General features: G+C 52.8%; 18 protein-coding genes. 7 read left to right on the top strand and 11 right to left on the bottom strand.

The annotated features are described in order from the left end of the window. Positions 1-66: 66 nt before the first annotated feature. From ACT3TC_RS02170 to ACT3TC_RS02140, 7 genes are all read right to left on the bottom strand, one after another. Positions 67-789: a ZIP family metal transporter gene (locus ACT3TC_RS02170; protein WP_193056328.1), complete on the bottom strand. Its 723-nt coding sequence runs from the start codon at positions 787-789 to the stop codon at positions 67-69. Positions 790-968: 179 nt separating this feature from the next. After that, positions 969-1,487 (bottom strand): MgtC/SapB family protein, encoded by a 519-nt coding sequence (locus tag ACT3TC_RS02165; protein WP_444638943.1) that lies wholly within the window; start codon positions 1,485-1,487, stop codon positions 969-971. A 50-nt stretch (positions 1,488-1,537) separates the two neighbouring features. Further along, the gene (locus tag ACT3TC_RS02160; protein ID WP_444622162.1) at positions 1,538-2,023 is read right to left on the bottom strand and encodes a VOC family protein; all 486 of its coding nucleotides are present in this window, start codon (positions 2,021-2,023) and stop codon (positions 1,538-1,540) included. A 105-nt stretch (positions 2,024-2,128) separates the two neighbouring features. Further along, positions 2,129-2,368, bottom strand: a complete 240-nt coding sequence (locus ACT3TC_RS02155; RefSeq protein ID WP_172116463.1) for a hypothetical protein — start codon at positions 2,366-2,368, stop codon at positions 2,129-2,131. A 13-nt stretch (positions 2,369-2,381) separates the two neighbouring features. Next, the gene (locus ACT3TC_RS02150; RefSeq protein WP_444638942.1) at positions 2,382-3,701 is read right to left on the bottom strand and encodes a S8 family serine peptidase; all 1,320 of its coding nucleotides are present in this window, start codon (positions 3,699-3,701) and stop codon (positions 2,382-2,384) included. Continuing rightward, on the bottom strand, positions 3,694-4,107 hold the full coding sequence (locus tag ACT3TC_RS02145; RefSeq protein WP_444638940.1) for a DUF2784 domain-containing protein: 414 nt from the start codon (positions 4,105-4,107) through the stop codon (positions 3,694-3,696). The genes ACT3TC_RS02150 and ACT3TC_RS02145 overlap by 8 nt, the downstream gene beginning before the upstream one ends. 63 nt (positions 4,108-4,170) lie before the next feature. Beyond that, entirely contained in the window at positions 4,171-4,593 is a 423-nt protein-coding gene (locus ACT3TC_RS02140) for a GFA family protein (RefSeq protein ID WP_444638939.1), read from the bottom strand. 630 nt (positions 4,594-5,223) lie between these two features. On the opposite strand from ACT3TC_RS02140, the gene ACT3TC_RS02135 reads away from it, so the two are divergent. Beyond that, positions 5,224-6,612: a YfcC family protein gene (locus ACT3TC_RS02135; protein WP_444638938.1), complete on the top strand. Its 1,389-nt coding sequence runs from the start codon at positions 5,224-5,226 to the stop codon at positions 6,610-6,612. Positions 6,613-6,669: 57 nt separating this feature from the next. Here the strand turns inward: ACT3TC_RS02135 and ACT3TC_RS02130 are convergent, their stop codons facing one another. Beyond that, positions 6,670-7,572, bottom strand: a complete 903-nt coding sequence (locus ACT3TC_RS02130) for a LysR family transcriptional regulator (protein WP_444638937.1) — start codon at positions 7,570-7,572, stop codon at positions 6,670-6,672. Between the two features lie 326 nt (positions 7,573-7,898). Between ACT3TC_RS02130 and ACT3TC_RS02125 the strand changes: the two genes are divergently transcribed. From ACT3TC_RS02125 to ACT3TC_RS02110, 4 genes are all read left to right on the top strand, one after another. After that, positions 7,899-9,332 carry a M20 family metallopeptidase gene (locus ACT3TC_RS02125; protein ID WP_444638936.1) on the top strand — a complete coding sequence of 478 codons (1,434 nt, stop codon included), beginning with the start codon at positions 7,899-7,901 and terminating at the stop codon, positions 9,330-9,332. A 3-nt stretch (positions 9,333-9,335) separates the two neighbouring features. Continuing rightward, entirely contained in the window at positions 9,336-10,172 is an 837-nt protein-coding gene (kynA, locus tag ACT3TC_RS02120) for a tryptophan 2,3-dioxygenase (protein WP_444638935.1), read from the top strand. 69 nt (positions 10,173-10,241) lie between these two features. Then, positions 10,242-11,471, top strand: a complete 1,230-nt coding sequence (kynU, locus tag ACT3TC_RS02115; protein ID WP_444638934.1) for a kynureninase — start codon at positions 10,242-10,244, stop codon at positions 11,469-11,471. A gap of 12 nt (positions 11,472-11,483) precedes the next feature. Then, entirely contained in the window at positions 11,484-12,245 is a 762-nt protein-coding gene (locus tag ACT3TC_RS02110; RefSeq protein ID WP_444638932.1) for an alpha/beta hydrolase, read from the top strand. A gap of 173 nt (positions 12,246-12,418) precedes the next feature. On the opposite strand, the gene map is transcribed toward ACT3TC_RS02110, so the two are convergent. The 3 genes from map to pdxR form a co-directional block, all read right to left on the bottom strand. Beyond that, on the bottom strand, positions 12,419-13,192 hold the full coding sequence (map, locus tag ACT3TC_RS02105) for a type I methionyl aminopeptidase (RefSeq protein ID WP_444638931.1): 774 nt from the start codon (positions 13,190-13,192) through the stop codon (positions 12,419-12,421). After that, positions 13,185-13,391 carry a ParD-like family protein gene (locus ACT3TC_RS02100; RefSeq protein ID WP_087105660.1) on the bottom strand — a complete coding sequence of 69 codons (207 nt, stop codon included), beginning with the start codon at positions 13,389-13,391 and terminating at the stop codon, positions 13,185-13,187. The genes map and ACT3TC_RS02100 overlap by 8 nt, the downstream gene beginning before the upstream one ends. Before the next feature lie 113 nt (positions 13,392-13,504). Beyond that, positions 13,505-14,911, bottom strand: coding sequence for a MocR-like pyridoxine biosynthesis transcription factor PdxR (pdxR, locus tag ACT3TC_RS02095; protein WP_444638930.1), 1,407 nt, complete (start codon positions 14,909-14,911; stop codon positions 13,505-13,507). A 204-nt stretch (positions 14,912-15,115) separates the two neighbouring features. On the opposite strand from pdxR, the gene ACT3TC_RS02090 reads away from it, so the two are divergent. Next, positions 15,116-16,204, top strand: coding sequence for a TlpA family protein disulfide reductase (locus ACT3TC_RS02090; protein WP_444638929.1), 1,089 nt, complete (start codon positions 15,116-15,118; stop codon positions 16,202-16,204). Positions 16,205-16,284: 80 nt separating this feature from the next. Then, positions 16,285-18,390 (top strand): protein-disulfide reductase DsbD family protein, encoded by a 2,106-nt coding sequence (locus ACT3TC_RS02085; RefSeq protein WP_444638928.1) that lies wholly within the window; start codon positions 16,285-16,287, stop codon positions 18,388-18,390. Positions 18,391-18,526: the final 136 nt, after the last annotated feature.

Here is an 18,526-nt window from a genome sequence, read left to right as displayed (position 1 = left end):
TACTGTTGCTGGGTAAGATCATAAACCGCATAGTCATAGCATTGCGCTGCTTGCGGTTATTTGCCATCAGGAAGCAAGAAGTACCATGTTACCCATCAACCCAAGCAGAAACCCAGCGACAGCACCGATTGCCGGCATTCCATGTTGTTCGAGCTTGGACCCAGGGGCAATATCCTGAAAAACAAGGTACAAAATACCTGCACTCGCAAATAGCATTAGCGCTCCCATTAACACATCGTACTGCGCCAATACGTAATAGCCGGTTGCTGCTGAGATGGGCCCCACTAATGCCAAACCGCTAAATGCCAGTATGATTTTATTGGAAGATAGTTGAGTATTATTATTACTCAGCTCTTCGTAAGCGTTAAAACCCTCGGGCAGATTTTGTAAAATCATTAATAGTGCAAGCAGCAACCCTGTGCCTTCGCCTGCTGCAAAGGCAGCACCCAAGGCAATCGCTTCAGGGATAAAATCAGATAACATTGCCACCAGTTGGCCTACCGAGCTATTGAGTTTTTTTAAGTAGGCGTCAAGGAAGTAAAAACATACCCCACCAGCAGCAAAACACAAGGCGGCCGGTACAAGCGGTAACTTACTAGCACCTTCAGGTACCAATACCAGAGCGACCGCTGACATCAGCGCTCCACCACCAAAAGCAATAATGAAATGTCGCCAGGAATCCCCTAAAAGGGAGGGATGAACCAGGTCAAACTTAGCTAATAATGCCCCGATGGGCATTGCGGCACCTGCCATTAATGATAAAAGAAGGATAGTGATAATTTCAGCCATAAAATGTCAGATTAGCCTCTTTTCAACCATCATTGGTTCACCGGTTTGTCCGGAATTTCTCGCTGCCTCCTAAGCGTTTCAGAGGATCGAGCCGTGTCTTTTTCGTCCCTTGCGTTTGTTCAGCTTATGAAGGTCCATAAGGCCATGAATGCCGCAAATTAACGGGGTGCGTCTCACGCTTATTTGTTACCAGAATCATCTTCTTTCGATCCTGAAGCCACAGGCCTTTTCTTGGTTATTGCGCGTGAGAAGAAAGGCACCACATACAGCACTGTCCAGGCCAGCACGGTACACAAAACGGCCGTTTGCTCACGCCCAAGACCAACGGCGACACCTATAGCCGCTGTAAACCAAATACCAGCCGCCGTGGTAAGCCCGGTAGCAAATAGATCATTCTTACGGGTGATAATACTTCCAGCGCATAAAAAACCAATGCCGCTAATAACACCTTGAATGACCCGGCTCATCTCTGCATCTGAAATGCCTGCTTGCTGCGGGATTAATATAAATAACGCCGCCCCCATGCACACAAGCATGTGGGTACGTATTCCAGCTGGCTTACCGCTCTGTTCACGCTCAAGCCCCAAGAGGCCACCGAGAAAAGCAGCCATTAGCAATCGAGTCACTACAATAATAAATTCACTTAGGTCATTAAAATCAGAAAATTCAGAAATAACAATATTACTCACTGACTCCATTGCCTCAGCCCTGTCGTTAACGCGCGATGAGTGAACATCTTTTATCTAATTCAACCGTTACGTGCCGCCTCAATGGTGGCAATATCGATTTTTTTCATCTGCATCATCGCTGCAAACGCGCGCTTAGCAGCGGCAGGGTCCGAGGCAGTGATCGCTTCAATCAGCGCCACAGGCGTTACCTGCCAAGACACGCCCCATTTATCTTTACACCAACCACACGCGCTTTCTTGCCCGCCATTACCCACTATCGCGTTCCAATAGCGGTCCGTTTCGGCCTGATCATTGGTTGAGACCTGAAATGAAAACGCTTCGCTATGCGTAAACTCAGGCCCACCGTTAAGCCCCAGGCATGGAATGCCCAGCACGGTAAACTCAACGGTCAACACATCCCCTTCCTTACCGGCTGGAAAGTCTCCCGGCGCGCGGTGAACGGCACTAACAAACGAATCAGGAAAGGTATCTGCATAAAAGCGTGCGGCTTCTTCTGCGCGACCATCAAACCAAAGACAAACCGTATTCTTTGCTGGTGTTGCCATGACACTTCTCCAATCAAAACGAAACAGCCAATGATGGGTATGACATTTTAATGCGGCGCACCCCAGCCTTCTTTAACAGCTCCTCCCAAGATGATTGCTGAGGAATCACCAAGTCTTATCAGCGCCTGGCGGACCTATATCGAGCTGCATATCAGGGGCAATATCCACCACTCCGTTGACCTTTTTAAGCCGCTCAACGGTAACGTCATCTGCCGCCCCGGTGATGCACCCAATCTCCTCAAACACCTCTCTGATGGTGAGCCCTTCGTCACTAAGGCGCGAAGCTATTTCATTGATCGATTGATCTTCAGAAATCGTGATTATCCAAAGCGCTATTGTCGGCATCGATCATCCTCATCTAAGGTGCCTGTACCAATCCGGCCCCAACACGGGAACCAGAGGATGGTAAAGGCTTTGCAGAATCCAACAGCCGTTGCCAAAGCTTCATACCGCGCAGCGAGGCGTCTGACTCAGCCCAAAGAGCGGCGCAGCCTGCAACGTGGGGCGTCGCCATACTGGTTCCGCTAATCGTTTTATGGTGTACCGGCCGGGGCCAGGATGAAAAAATGTCGCCGCCCGGCGCGGCAATTTCGATTTTGCCTGCGTTAGAAAAGCTCGAAGGCTTTAAGTTGGCGTCAATAGATGCAACCGACATGATAGTAGGTGAGTTGGCAGGCGCTCCCGTATGGGCAGAAGAGTTTCCTGCGGCAGCAATAATCAGGCACCCTTTACGCAGAGCCGCAGCACCCGCGTGGGTGTAGGCAGCTTGCACAGGACTTTGACTGCCCAGCGACATCGAAATGACGTCACATCGATTGGCGATCGCCCAATTCATTCCCGCAAGTACTCCCGCCCCCGTACTGCTACCCGAGTTGGTGAGCACCTTTCCAACAAGTACCTGTGAATCGGATGCGATACCGTAGCGAGGAGCATTTTCGAAAGGTATCCTGGGGCCGCAGGCCGTGCCGATACAGTGTGTTCCGTGACCGTTGATATCTTGAACCGGCTCTCCTACGAATGAGCAGGTAATAAACTCTCTACCTACAAAGTCAGGATGGCCAAGGTCCATCCCGGTATCCAGCACGGCCACTTTAATCCCAGCCCCACTCCACCGGCTTTGCAACACATTGCATTGAATCAATCCCCAGGTCGTTCCTGGCTTGCCTGGCTCACGCTTATCTTGGGCTTCATCCAGATCAACATCAGCGCCAAGATCGCGAGCAATCGTACTCGCGGCCCGCAAAAAGCCTCGCAGATACTCTGAATTTTCGGAAAAGGCAAAATACTCTGGCTCAATAATTTCTATTGGGCTATCGCCTGAAATAGGGTCTTCGAGACTCATCCCATGCAGCTGTAAAGCGTCACTACCAACAAGCGCAACCCCAAGCTCTGGGAACACCACAACCTCCGCATCACCGACGTCTTCCAAACTGACGGCTTGGTCAGCAAAGTCACGCGCGTCGGCCACTCGAAACTTCTGAGCCTTGAGAGACTTAATGCCCTCTTCCATTCGCCCTTCACGATAACTGATAAGAAAACGCCCGGTTTCAAGACAATTAACGCCTCGCTCGAGAGCAGCCACAAGCAGCTGTTCAGCACCGCACGAAATTGTGGCTAATGAGTCACTCTTGCCAGAGGGATTGCTTTCGCTTCCGTTGCTTTTAGATTTATTAGCCATCATCGCTTCCTTTCTGTTGGTTTGGCCGCACTAAAAACCAGCTGCATAACACCAAGCTACCAAAAACCGTATAAAGCAGCACAAACACCCACTCCGGCGCCGTGTAGTAAAGCAGGCTTTGCAACCAGTACTGAATGAAGGACCCCGTATAGGTTGCTGTACCGGCCTCTGCTCTCAAGGCCATTTCCCACGTAGTAAGCGGGCAAACCGCGCCCAACCAGGACTGCACCACTACATACCCAATAGCGGACAAATGCAAAATACGAAATTTCTTATTTCGCACCCATCGCCACCTTAAAAAATAACCGGCATAAATAGCCAGCAACCCGAAGACGACAAAGACAACAAACAGCACATGAACGACTAATATCGTATCCGCCATGAGCAGAAGTAGTGAAGGAGCCATATCTCTCCCAAGTGAAGCATAGGCAGAGGAGGTAGCCAGTGTTTGCGGTGGCCACGAAACCTCTTAATTGCCAGTATGCTGAGCAAAAACCTCCTCACCGGTTAAGTCTCTGGTAGCTTGAGAAAACGAGTAAAACGCTGGTTTTTGCTCAATAAATATCTGCTCCTCAAGCTGCCACTGGCCGTTATCCTCCAGAAGCCCCACAGGGATAGCATAGTGCCCGCCCTCTTTTAACCGATAAAACAGATGCGTCCCACACTGCTTGCAGAAACCGCGCTCGGCCCACTCTGAGGAACTGAAGATAGCAATATGCTCAGCCCCCCGGAAATCCACCTCGTTTTGGGACTCAACCGCAAACAGCGGCCCTCCACCCCACTTTCTACAAAGGCTGCAGTGGCAAACCGCTACATGGTGACTGTCTAAATGAGTTAAAAGCTGCACTTCACCGCAGAGACAGCTACCCCGATGCTCAATGTTGGATTGCATATGATCCTCCGTTAGATACGTAACACCGTCTATTCATGCTTAATAGAGCGAACCCTAAACCCCACCTTTTCTATATAGACAGTAGCAGGTTCTATATAGACAGTAGCAGGCCGCTTGGCTATGCGCTGTTAACGCGTAAAATTGCGCGATACGGCCTGCAGACCTGTTATCTACAGCGATATAAAACATCGTTGAGCGGGCATTTTTAATCGACCGTTTAGCGGCTTTATTGGGTTGCTCGGATACTTCCTTCTGACTACCAAGCGTGCTTGCCTAAAATAGAAAACACATTTGATAAATGCACAATTGTTAGCCATGGGCTTCCTTGGTAGGTTGATTTAAAACAACATAAAGGTGGCCCTTTCACCACCTGCGAACCAGGCGCTATGGACCTTCTACCTAACCTATTTCGTGGAAGTACACAAAACGTCACCACCCGATGCTACGCCTCACACTAAACCGCTTCGGCCCACCTACCCCCTCGGCCATACACACGGTTTACTTGTCGTTGAGCGTTTGAGTCGCACATACTGCCTAGAGTAGCGCCACCAATAAAACGATAACCCTCTGACCGCGAAGACGAATATGACAACAAAGCTGAGTAAAGGCGCGCCAGAAAAGGCACAAACAATGAAGAAAAAACGCCCTATGCCGGATGTGTTCATCATCCTGTTTAGCTTTATGGTACTGGTACTGCTCGCCTCTTATATAATTCCCGCAGGAAGCTACGAAAGAACCAACAACAATGGCCTGACGCAGGTCGCCACCGATAGCTTTCAGTACATTACTGCAGCGCCCCTGAATGTAATGGACCTGTTTACCGCTATTCAAAAAGGCCTGGTGGCGGCGGCTCCGCTGATCTTCTTAATCATGATGGTCGGCGGCGTGCTCAAGGTGATTGAGTCAACAGGCGCCATCAGCGCAGGTATTCACCAACTCATTAGCAAGGCCAATGGTCGTCGAAACGTTCTTATTTTTATCTTTTGCGCTACGTTCTCAACGCTTGCATCGGTTGGGGTAGGTGCCAACTTGGCCATTGCCTTTATTCCTATCGGACTGTTTCTTGCCCGCTCAATGAAGCTTGACCCCGTTGTAGGCGTGGCCATTATCTTTTTAGGCTCCTACGCAGGCTTCGGTGCAGGCGTTTTTGACCCGACCGTTACCGTTGCCGGGCAAACCATTGCCGAGCTACCGCTGTTTTCCGGATTTATATATCGTGGCGTTATCTTTATTGTCTTTTTGGCCGTTACCACGGTGTACATCTGCCGCTATGCCAAACGTATCAAGCAGAACCCGGCTCATAGCGTGATGGGGGCAGACGCCTTTGATAACACCGAAGCCACACATGAGCCTGGCGCCCTGCCGCCCTTTACCTTTTCGCATAAGTTAGTGCTGCTGATATTTGCCGCTTCCTTTGTGTTTTTTCTGTACGGCGGTTTTAACTTCGGATGGGGAATCACTGAACTCTCTGCCACGTTTTTAATGGTGGGGATCGCCACGGCACTGATCGGCAGAATGTCTCCCAACGATTTTGTAAAACGCCTGATGAATGGCGCAAGCGAAGTCATGTACGGTGCATTGGTTGTGGGTGTCGCCGCCGCTGTCATCGTACTGCTTAGACAAGCACAGCTCATCGACACCCTCGTACATAGCGTCGCAAGCTCTTTAGATGGCCATGGCAAGATTGTCGCCATGGAGCTTTTATACGTGTTTAACCTGGTATTTAACGGATTGATTACTTCGGGTACCGGCCAGGCCGCTATCGTGATGCCAATTATGGTTCCGATTGGCGATATGCTGGAAGTCACCCGCCAGTCGACCTTCATCACCTTCAAGCTGGGCGATGCCGTTACCAATATTATTACTCCGCTTTCTGGCACCTTGATGGCGTGCCTGGCGATCGCCCGCGTTTCTTACGTGGAGTGGTTCAAATTCGTGCTACCACTGGTATTGATTTGGATTGTCATCGGCGGCGCGTTTGTCGGGGTTGCCGTTGCGATTAACTACGGCCCGTTTTAAGCAAGTTCGCTTTCACGCCACCCATAATGGGTGGCTTGGCATCTAACGGGCCTGCGCTTAACAGTCAACGGCCGTCAGACTCTCTTCCAGAACAACTAAAAACGCCTCGATATGAGCAGGCAGGTAGCGTTCAGCCATCACCTGTACTTGAAGGCTTCGCTGAGAAAGCTGGGGCTCGTGTAGCGGCTTTAAAACCAGCCCATCCTTATGCATTCTACCGCTTACCGCTACGGCACTACACAACCCGATCATATTGGGATGCTCGCTGACCATGGTATAGGTCGCGCCCAGTGAATCGCAGGAGAAGCTTGGGAATACCTTAATACCGGACAAGCTACAGGCGACATCAAACAGATAGCGCATTGTCGAGCCATTAAGCGACATGGTAAGCGGGTAGTCGCATAAATCCTTTACATACAAAACGTCATTAATTGCCAACGGGTGCTCACTCGACATAAGGGCACTAATTGCGGCGTTATGGCTTGAAACCACCTTTACGCCAATATCCGGCGAGAGGCTAAAAGTTAAGGCGATATCAGCACTGCCTTCTTTTACCAATTCAGAAGCACGCGCTGAATCGGCCATCTGCAGATCAAACCGAATATCAGGATGCTGAGTAATAAAGCGCGAAATAACACTGGGAAGAAAGTGCCACGCCATGCCATCAGGGCAAGCCACCACAATGGTTTGGCGTTGGCGTGTCATTGCATCCTGCATCTCATTGATAACGCTATTAACTTCTAACTGGTTACGCAGTGCATAGGCGTTCAGCAGTTTGCCTGCTTCGGTTAACTGCATGCCTCGCGGCTGGCGGTTGAACAGCTTGATATCCAGGCGCTGCTCAAGGTTGGTGATTTGGCGGCTAACCGCTGAAACAGCAACGTGCAACTCTTCAGCGGCAGCGGACAACGAGCCCGTTTTCGCAACGCTTTGAAAGTAGCGCAAGTGGAGATCCTGCATAAAGGCCTCATTGATGACCTGCCTGTTAGGCTTTTACGAAAACTGCTTACGCTCGCCCATACGGCGTTAAAAACCAGCTCAAAATACTCATTTACACATGTAAACTCCGTTTTTTTACTGATTTTTGCCTTGTCTGGCCTTCGCTCAGCGACTTTTCGTACAAACCCTGGCAGGGTGAATAGCGCTATCGGCAGCGGTTCAAACATCTACCGGTGATTTCTAATAGTTAGAAAGGTAGTTTGAAATCTTAATGATTGCTGCAAACAAGAGCAAGGGCTAGGCTCATCTCAACGACCACTAAAAGCCCAATGATAAAAAGGCACGCCATGACAACACCGCAGCGTTCAAAACGAGAACAGGCGATTCAGCTAGCGAGTGATGAGCTTTCAAACGGTAATTTTTATAAGACGCTGGCAAAACGTATTGCCATGCGCACGGTCAGCCAGGACCCCGTCTGTGCCGATACACTCAACGCGTACCTTGAACAAGAAATTGGCCCGCTGCTTTCAAGGCTAGGCTTCACCTGCCAGATTATCGAGAACCCGAAACCCGGTTTTCCTCCCCTGCTGATTGGGGAGCGCATTGAAGACCCCGCTTACTCCACGCTGCTGCTTTATGGCCATGGTGACGTTACCGATGGCCAGGAAGAGCAGTGGGCGAACGGTATTGACCCGTGGGCGCTAACCTTTAAAGAAGGCCGTGTTTATGGCCGCGGCACCGCCGATAACAAGGGCCAGCACAGCGTCAATTTAACCGCGCTGGAAGCTGTGATTAACGCTCGTAAGGGTCGGTTAGGCTACAACGTAAAAATGCTGTTTGAAATGAGCGAGGAGATAGGCTCACCAGGGTTGGAAGAGGCCTGTGCTGCCTATCAGCAAGCGCTTAAATCCGACCTTTTTCTGGCCTCTGATGGCCCCAGAATACGCCACGACATGCCCACCCTCTTTTTGGGTTCTCGCGGCGTTGTTCAACTCAAGTTATCGCTTAACACCGGCAATGGCGGCCGCCATTCCGGCAACTGGGGAGGGGTTATTACCAACCCGGCGGTTGTGCTGTGTAATGCGCTCGCCACGCTACTTTCCCCGAGCGGCAAAATTCTGGTCGACTTTCTCAAGGCACCGTCTATTACAGAAGACGTCTCCCGGTTAGTGCGCGACTTGCCGGTAGGCGGCGGCGCCTCCGACCCCACGATTAACCCAGCGTGGGGTGAAGAAACCCTAGCGGATGGCGAGCGTTTATACGGGGCCAATACGTTTGAAATTCTTGGCTTAAGTGCGGGCAGAACCGACAAGCCTGTCGGCGCGATTCCAGAGCACGCGGAAGCGGTATTACAGCTGCGCTTTGTAAAAGGCACCGACTGGCAAGCGGTGGAGAGTAACCTGCGCCAGCACCTGGATGCCCATGGCTTTAACGATATCCAACTGACGTTTTTAGGCGGTTACGCGGCGACTCGGTTGGACCCCAATCACCCGTGGGTAAATTTTGTTGCTCAATCGGCCGAGAACAGCCTAAATGAAGCGCCCCATATTTTACCCAACCTGGGCGGCACGATTCCCAATCACTGCTTTTCAGACGTGCTTAATCTGCCTACCGTTTGGCTGCCCCACTCCTACCCGTCATGCAATCAGCACGCCCCCGATGAGCACTTGCTGGAAGCCATTGTCGAGCAAGGGCTAAAACTAGCCGCCGGGATCTTCTGGGATTTAGGCGAACCTCAAGCACAAGCGCTAACCATTCATGACGCGGCAAAGGCATATTAAGTGATGGAAGCTCCAAAAAAGAACAGCGTTGATAACGAAGCCATCCACTGGGACCAGGATATCAGCTACGGCCAATACCTTGACCTTGAGCCCTTGCTGGCTTGCCAGAACCCGGCCTCTGATGAGCACGATGAACTACTCTTTATCATGATTCATCAAGTGTCGGAGCTATGGATCAAGCTCTGCTTGCACGAAGCCCACGCGGCGGCCAGGCATATTGCCGATGACAACCTGAGCCCTGCGTTCAAAATGCTCTCGCGCGTCTCTCGCATCCAGGAGCAGCTCATCAACGCCTGGGAAGTGCTGGTAACGATGACGCCCGCCGATTACTTGAGCTTTCGGGACAGCCTTGGGCAAAGCTCGGGCTTTCAATCCTATCAGTACCGGGAAATTGAGTTTTTGCTGGGTAACAAAAACGCCAAATTGATCGAAGCACACCGTTCAAAGCCCAAGCACTACCAAAAACTCCAGCAAGCGCTTAATTCGCCGAGCCTTTACGATGTCTCACTGCAGCTACTGGCCCGCCGGGGTTTTGATATTCCAGACAACATCACCCATCGTGACTGGAGCATTCCCTATACCGCGAGTAGCGACGTCGAAGCGGTGTGGATGGAGATCTATCGCAATAGTGAAAAGTACTGGGACCTATACGAACTGGCCGAAAAGCTGGTGGATGTCGAGTTCAACTTCCAGCGCTGGCGCTTTAACCACATGAAAACGGTGGAGCGCATTATTGGCTACCGACGTGGCACCGGTGGCTCGTCGGGCGTGAGCTACCTGGTCAAGGCACTCGACCTGCAGTTCTTCCCGGAACTTTGGAGCGTAAGGACGTCTATTTAACGGCAAGCGCCCAATAAGCCTTACCCCACTTTTCACCTGTGTGACGACATTTTTTGCTGGAGTACCGATATGCGCGTGAGCCTGGATACCGTTCGTGAACTGGACCGCCAAGACCCACTGGCAGATTTCAAACGCCACTTTTCCCTGCCAGAAGGTGTTCTCTACCTGGATGGAAACTCGCTTGGCGCACAACCGGTCGCGGCCAAGCAAGCGGTTGATGACACTATGGAGCAGTGGCGTACCCAGCTGATTAAAGGCTGGAACCAGGGCTGGTTTGATGCGCCCGAACGCTTGGGAAACCTACTCTCCCCGGTGATTGGTGCTCAGCACGGTGAAGTGGTGGTCACGGACAACATCACGCTCAATATTTTCAAACTGTTGGGCTATATCCTCGACAAGCGCCAGGATGATTGCCGCACGGTACTCAGTGAAGGCGGCAACTTCCCCACTGACGGCTACATTGCCCAAGGCTACTGCCGGGTTAGCGGCTGTGAACATCGCTTTATGCCCGAAGGTGACGACCTGGCCGCGCACCTGGACGGCGTGGCTGTGGTGGTGCTTAGTCAGGTCAACTATCGCACGGGCAAACTGCGCGACATGGCAGCCACTACTCAACTGGTTCATGAACATGGCGCCGAGGTCATTTGGGATTTAGCCCACTCTGCTGGCGCGCTACCTGTCGATCTTAACGGCGTCGGCGCGCGCTATGCCGTAGGTTGTACCTATAAATACCTGAACGGCGGCCCCGGTGCGCCTGCTTTTCTTTACGTGCACCGCGACCACCTGGACAGCACGTGGCAACCGCTCTCGGGCTGGCATGGCCATACCTCACCTTTCGCCTTTCAGGCCGACTACGCACCCGCCGATGACATCTCGCGTTTTCGTACCGGCACACACTCAGCGATTATTTACGCCGCCCTCGAAGCGTCGTTAGCTATCTGGGCTGACGTCGATATGCAAACTGTGCGTGAAAAAAGCCTGGCCATGAGCAACCTGTTCCGCGAGTGCCTGGCAGATATTTTTGAGGCCCACGGTATCGAGGACATTACCCCGACAGCCGACCAGCGTGGCAGCCAGGTATCACTGGTAGATGCCCAAAACGGTTACGCCATTGTGCAAGCGCTGATCGCGCGTGGCGTGATTGGTGATTATCGGGAGCCGGGCTTGATGCGCTTCGGCTTCACCCCGCTCTATTTAAGCTACGAAGATGTGTGGCAGGCCGCGCAGCACTTCCGCGAGGTAGTCGAAAGCGGCGAGTATCAAAATCCTGAATTTCACGTGCTTAGCGCCGTTACCTGATAGAGAGCACGCATGACAAAGCTAACGCCGGATCTGGCCTACTCACCGAGCCATTTTGCGTCAGAGTTTGAATCCACTCTTACACGTCAGGCGGATGCCGGACGCACGCTAAGGGACCGCCACCCACCGATAACGGTCGCCTATGGCGACCACCCGGCGGCGTGCCTTAACCTGTTTATTCCGCAGGGAGAAGGCCCGTGGCCTTTGATGGTATTCATTCACGGTGGCTACTGGCAGGAGCTTGACCACACTGCCACGGATTTTCTGGCCGAGCGCTATCTGGCACGGGGAATGGCCTTCGCCTCAATTGGCTATGGCTTAGCCCCAACCCACACCATTGAAAACATGATGACTCAGTGCATTCAGGGGCTAGAAGCGGCCTACCACGCGCTGGCAGAAAGCGACGGCGTGTGGTCCATCACCCTGGGAGGCCATAGCGCGGGCGCCCAACTGGCTTACTGGGTAGCCGTTAGCGGCAGGGTTCCTATTGATAAGCTGGTGCTGGTCAGCGGTGTTTATGACCTTACGCCACTGGTAGAAACCTACGTTAACGCCCCTCTAAAGCTGACCAAATCACAGGCACGCGCACTTAGCCCTCAGTTTGGCGAGCTGACCGCACTGCCCGCCTGCCAGGTTGTGATTGCCGAAAACGACCCACCCGCGTTTCATCAGCAGGGACACAATTTTATAGCGCTGCTACGCGCAGCCAACGTTCAAGCAGAGCTAATTGAGCTGCCGGGGTGCGATCACTTTGATGTGCTGGAGTATTTGTAAGCGCTAGCCGAGTTCACAATAACCACGCCGTTACTTTCTAGCGACGGCATGGAGTCTAGCGACGGCATGGAGTTTTTAATACCACTGTCTCTCAAAAGCCTGCTTTCACGTCCGCCCGGCTAGTTTTCAGATGACTTGTCATAGGTCACCTTGCATCGCCTAACTGGTTAAAATTAAACACGCTCTTCATCACGCAAAGTAAGCACCTCAACACCCTCGGCCGTCACTGCCACTGTATGCTCCCACTGCGCGGATAAGGACTTGTCGCTGGTCACGACTGTCCAGCCATCTTTTTTGATTTTTACCTTGGCTTTGCCTTGGTTAATCATGGGTTCGATGGTGAATACCATGCTTTCTTTCAATACCACGCCGTGCCCTGGCTTTCCGTAGTGCACGACTTCCGGCTCTTCATGCATTTCCTGGCCGATGCCGTGGCCGCAATATTCACGCACCACCGAGTAGCCGTTCTGTTCCGCATGCCGCTGGATCGCATGGCCTACATCACCCAGTGTTGCCCCCGGTTTAACCGCGTGGATGCCCTTCCACAGCGCCTCATAGGTTTTATCGACCAGGCGCTTGGCAATAGGCTTTACCTCACCCAACATGTACATCTTGCTTGAATCGGCAATATAGCCGTTCTTCTCAATCGTGATATCAATGTTAACGATATCGCCTGATTTTAGCGTGAGTGTCTCGGAGGGAACGCCATGACACACCACTTGGTTCACAGACGCATTCAGCACATATTGATAATCGTATTGCCCTTTGCTGGCCGGGCGAGCCTTTAGCTCATCAACGATATAACGCTCGGCCCAATCGTTGATCTGCATGGTGGTGACACCCGGCTCAATTAACGTATCAAGATAACCAAACACCTGCGCCAGCAAGCGCCCTGCTTCGCGCATCAGCGTCAACTCTTCTGCACTTTTCAGCGGTACGTTATCCACCGATCACCTGCCTTACTTCAATGTCTGCCTGTTGCATCTGCTCGCGCATAATGTCGGTGAAGGTCATGCCTGGATTAGCCTCTGCCAACATACCCACTTTAATCCAATACTCCGCCTGTGCGTTGATCGAACGCACCATGACCGAGCTGGCTTTACGAATATCTTCGTGTAGCTGGTCGTTGATTTTTACGATACCCATGGAATGCCTTGATATATGAAACGTATATAAAGCATATATTAAGATAAGAACACGCAGCAAGCGACCTGGTGAAGCCGACGTTCAATAAGAGTGGTTTTTCAACTGCAAGCACATTATTGGCGATGACGAGCAATCAGTGCCGCCAACGGTTGATAGCCTTCTTCAAGCGCAGGGCTCGATAGATTAGTGACGCCCAAGAGCAATCCTTTTCGCGCATTGGCTTGCGTGGCGTACCAGGGAGACAACGGCGCCGGTGCCAGGTTAAAGGCCGCTGCCGCTTCGGCAATGCCAACATCGTCAGTGTCATCAGCCAAGGGGAGCAACAGCGACAAGCCCGCCATATGATTGACTGAAACCGTGCTGTCCATGAGTGCAAGCAGCGCATTCCGGCGCTGTATATACAGACGCTTCATACGCCGAATATGGCGCAAGTAATGCCCGTCGCGCAAAAACTCCGCAACGGCTAGCTGGCTAGGCAGTGCAGACGCGGGTGACAATGCGGCGGCCGTATCTCCCGCGCGCTCCGACAACCTCGCAGGCACCACCATGAAACCAAGCCGCAACCGTGGGCTGATGGTTTTACTGAAAGTACCCATGTGAATCACTCTTTCGTCATGGTCCAGCGAGGCCAGTGCGGGCGTTGCCTGGCCGCTTAACTGCAGCTCACTTAAATAGTCATCTTCGATGATCCAGCTATCGTTTTCTTTAGCCCATGCTAACAACGCCTGACGGCGAGCCAGCGACAACTGCATACCCAGCGGTGCTTGTTGGCTTGGCGTCACAATCGCCAACCGGGCCTCCGCAGCAAGCGCTATCCCTTGCTCCACACAAATCCCCTGGTCATCGACCGGAACAGGAACCGAGGTAAAGCCTGCCAAAGACAAAGCGTGCCGATTGAGTGGGTAACAAGGGTCTTCAACCCACACCCGCTTTGAATCCGGGCGCAACAAGTGCAATGCCAAGCCCAGCGCACCCGCATATCCATTGGTGATGATGATCTGGTCTGCAGAGCAAAGCAGCCCGCGAGCCACGGCCAGATAGGCAGCAATTTCCTTGCGTAGTGTCTGCTCTCCGAGTGGGTCAGGATAACGCAGTGACTCGGCCACCGCCTGGCGTGAACCGCGCAGCATGATGCGCGACCACTGCTTAAAGGGAAAACCATCTTGCGCAGGCACCCCCACTTGAAAAAGCCTGGGCGCGCTTTCCAGATCCTGATAGAGATCAGGCAGTGGTAGTCGAGAGGCCTCAACCACCACTTTTGGTGCCGCGGGTAGCACGGCGCTAACGAACGTACCGGCGGCCCCTTTTGAGATGACTAACTGATCATCGCTCAGCCGATCATAAGCCGTTTTAATAGTGCCTCGTGAAACGCCCAGTTGCGTGGCAAGATCACGCCATGAAGGCAGCCGTGCGCCCTCATATAAATGCCCTTGTCGAATGGCATCAGCAATGCTCGAACGCACCTGCTCTGACAAAGACTGCTCGCCTTGGCGATTAAGTGAAAAACGAAGTTTACTCATCCCTCCATGGTACATAGAAACCCATCAGTCTTGGTGCTTTTTTTAGACCATGAAGCCTTTCACAATCACTATCTACTCTACACTTTTACCGTTCTAAATCTTTGTGCCAGTTCTCGAGCTAGTTCTTTATGCCGGTTCTTGAGTTAGCTCTTTACCTTAGCTCTTTACGTTAGCTCAGAACGATTTGCCAAAAGGATGAAATCAATGCGTATAGTAAACACGAAATGTTCAGCGGCGATACTGCTCGCCATGTTGGTCGGCTGCTTCGGTTCGGCACACGCCACCGAGACCACTGAGCAACCAGACGCCGATCAAGCCTATGATCAAGATGCCGACGGTGAACAGCGTGCCATAGCGGCTGGCGAGTCCTTAATTGGTCAGCCAGGCCCCGAGCTGAGCATTACCACGCTGGATGGTGAGACTATTGATCTAGGCGCGCTATATGGCGAAAAACCCGTGTATATAAAGTTCTGGGCAACCTGGTGCGTGCCCTGCCGCCAGCAGATGCCCGGGTTCCAAGCATTTCAAGAAGCGCATGGTGATGATATCCAAGTCATCGCCGTGAACACCGGCTACGCTGACACCGAAGAATCCGCACGTGTCTATCGCGAGGAAATGGGCCTGACCATGCCTATCACGGTAGATGACGGCACGCTAGCCGAAGCGCTGAATCTACGCGTTACCCCGCAGCACGTTCTGATTGATCGCAGTGGTCACATCACTCACATTGGTCATCGTGACGATCAAGCCCTGGAACAGGCGCTACAGGCAGTGCTTGAACCCGCTGATCCCAACTCAGCAGCGACCGAAGGAGCCGCCGTCAAGGATATCGACGCCAACGCTTTAACGGTGGGCGATACGGTGACTCACCTTGATGTCACCACGCGTGACGGCACTACCATCGACCTGACTCGGGAGACGACAGACAAGCCACTGGGTGTGGTGTTTTTTGCCACGTGGTGTGAGCCTTATCTTGCCGAGAGCCAGCCAGAAACCTCCACCGCCTGCCGCCGCGTACGCGAAACCGTCAACCAGCTGAGCGAAGACCAAAGCGTACAGTGGGTAGGCATTATTTCTGGTCTTTGGACCCAAGAGTCCGATGTCGAAAGTTATCTTGATACCACCGAGACGGCGATACCGGTGTTGCTTGACGCCGAGGGCGATATACACCGTGCATTCGGCGTTCAGCAGATACCCAGCGTTGTGTTAATTGATGCTGACGGCAAGATAACCGACAAGCTTGGACCACAAGACACCGCATTAGGCGAAGCTGTCGAGCGCCTCAGCCAATAAGCGTAAGCCACTCCGCGCAAGCCATAGCGCGGCCCCCCTTTCTTTACTGGAGCAGCCCGCCTCACGCGGGCTGATAGCCAATGCCCACGTTCCTTTATCGCTATTTTGTCCTTTTCTGCCTGGTGTTAATGCTGACTCCCCAGATCGGCGCTGCACAGGAATTTCCCGGCATCTCGGGCGAAGTACTGATTAAGAGCACTCTGGTAGCGGAAACAGATCAACCGGCACCTGGTTCCTCCAGCACGTTAGCCGTTTTCATGGAGCCGCAATCAGGTTGGCATGGGTATTGGAAACAGCCGGGTAGTATTGGCCTACCACCGCAGTTCAATTGGCAATTGCCGGAAGGTGTCAGCGTAGGCGATGCCGCTTACCCAGTACCGCAGACGCTAATGACTGGCGATCTGATGAACCATGTCTACGAGCACCCTTATGCACTATTGCTGCCCATTGAAATAGACGCCTCTGTGCCCGCAGGGACCTCTCTGCCGATTAGCGTTGACTTCAACTACTTGGCTTGCCGCGCTGATGCCTGCATTCCGGAGGAGGCATCGCTTGCCACTACGCTGGTCGCAGGCGATGGCCACATTACGCCTGAGCGCAAAGCACGCTTCGATGAATGGCGGCGTGAGCTTCCCAGGCCTCTCGGTTCGCAAGCCAGCTTTGTGACGACCGATGATAACCAACTGCGCTTAAGCATCCCCTTGCCCACCAGCGTGGAACTCAACGATCCACACTTGTTTGTTGCCACCGATAACGTGGCTGATCACGCGTCTGAGCAGGTTTTTAGTCGTGAAGGCGACACATTGATTATTGAAACCCAGTTGGCAAAATACTGGCAGACAGACAATCCACCTGACGAGTTCGAAGCACTTCTGTCACTGGGCAATGGAACCGGCTTAGCATTAGTTAGCCGTAGTGATGGTGCGCCAACACCAAACGCAAGCACAGCTGGCGTACAAAGTAGTTCTACATTACTACTGACCGCATTTCTCGGCGCCGTACTGGGCGGCGTTCTGCTCAATATCATGCCCTGCGTTTTCCCTATTCTCAGCCTTAAGGTCCTTAGCCTTGCACGCCTGTCCGGTGGTCAACGCGAAGCCCAGCGTGAGGCGCTAGCCTATACCGCCGGTGTGGTCCTCGTTTGCTTGATCCTGGGCGCAACGATTATTGCTCTGCGCGCAGCCGGTACTCACGTTGGCTGGGCATTTCAGTTACAAGACCCACGGGTCATTGTGGTGCTTACGCTGTTGACTGCCGCGATAGGCTTTAACTTGGCAGGTCTTTTTGAACTAGGCTCCATCAATGCTGGCTCCAAACTGGCTAACCAGGAGGGAATGGCCGGCGCTTTCTGGACGGGCGTACTTGCCGCTTTTGTCGCAACACCTTGCTCCGGCCCATTTATGGCCACAGCGCTTGGCGCAGCCTTGGTACTCCCTACGGTTGCCGCACTGACGGTTTTCGTGGGCCTGGGCCTGGGCATTGCCTTACCGTTTTTGCTGCTTGGTTTCATACCAATGCTTCGCCGTCGCCTTCCTCGGCCAGGCCCTTGGCTTGCCACCTTTCGGCATATCATGGCCATCCCAATGTTCCTAACCGCTTTAGCGTTAGCTTGGGTGCTTGGCCGCCAGCTCAGCAATAACGGCATGATTGCAAGCCTCGCTCTGATCTTACTACTGGCGATAGGACTTTGGTTCACCGGCCTGCGCCAACGCAACGGCAAGCGCTTGGTCTGGGTACCGGCAGCACTCGCGGCCGTACTCGCGCTGACGGGAAGCATCCTCGTTCCCGGCTCCTTTGCGGGCCATGAGGCGCCCATTAATGCCGCCGCAAATTCCCCCGCCACACGCACACTCGACTTTGACGCGGACCGCTTGGCCGAACTTCGGCAACAGGAGCAAACCATCTTTGTCTACTTTTCTGCAGACTGGTGCGTCACTTGCCATATGAACGAACAGCGAGCCATTGATACAGCCAGCACGCAACAAGCATTTGCGCAGGCGGATGTGATCACCATGAAAGGTGACTGGACCAATGGTGACCCAGCCATCACCGCTTTTTTGGAACAACACGGCCGCTCAGGGGTACCTCTCTACTTATGGTACACACCAGACCAAAACGAGCCTGAAGTCCTTTCACAGATTCTTGCGCCAAATGTGTTATCGACGTTAGCGGGCAAGTCTGGTTAACCCGCACGGTTAACAGGTGCTGGACAGTTAGCAGGAGAACCGTGCAATAGGTCGATGCCCACCCTGTGAAAAACCATCTCGCACACACCTTCGTATGTTTTCATGCGAATTCGCAGATCAAGCAGGCGACCTGCGG

Source organism: Halomonas sp. AOP27-A1-41, assembly GCF_052378605.1.
Taxonomy (GTDB): domain Bacteria; phylum Pseudomonadota; class Gammaproteobacteria; order Pseudomonadales; family Halomonadaceae; genus Vreelandella; species Vreelandella citrativorans.
The sequence above is the reverse complement of the archived record's forward strand: the minus strand, read 5'-3'. Positions and strand labels throughout refer to the sequence as shown.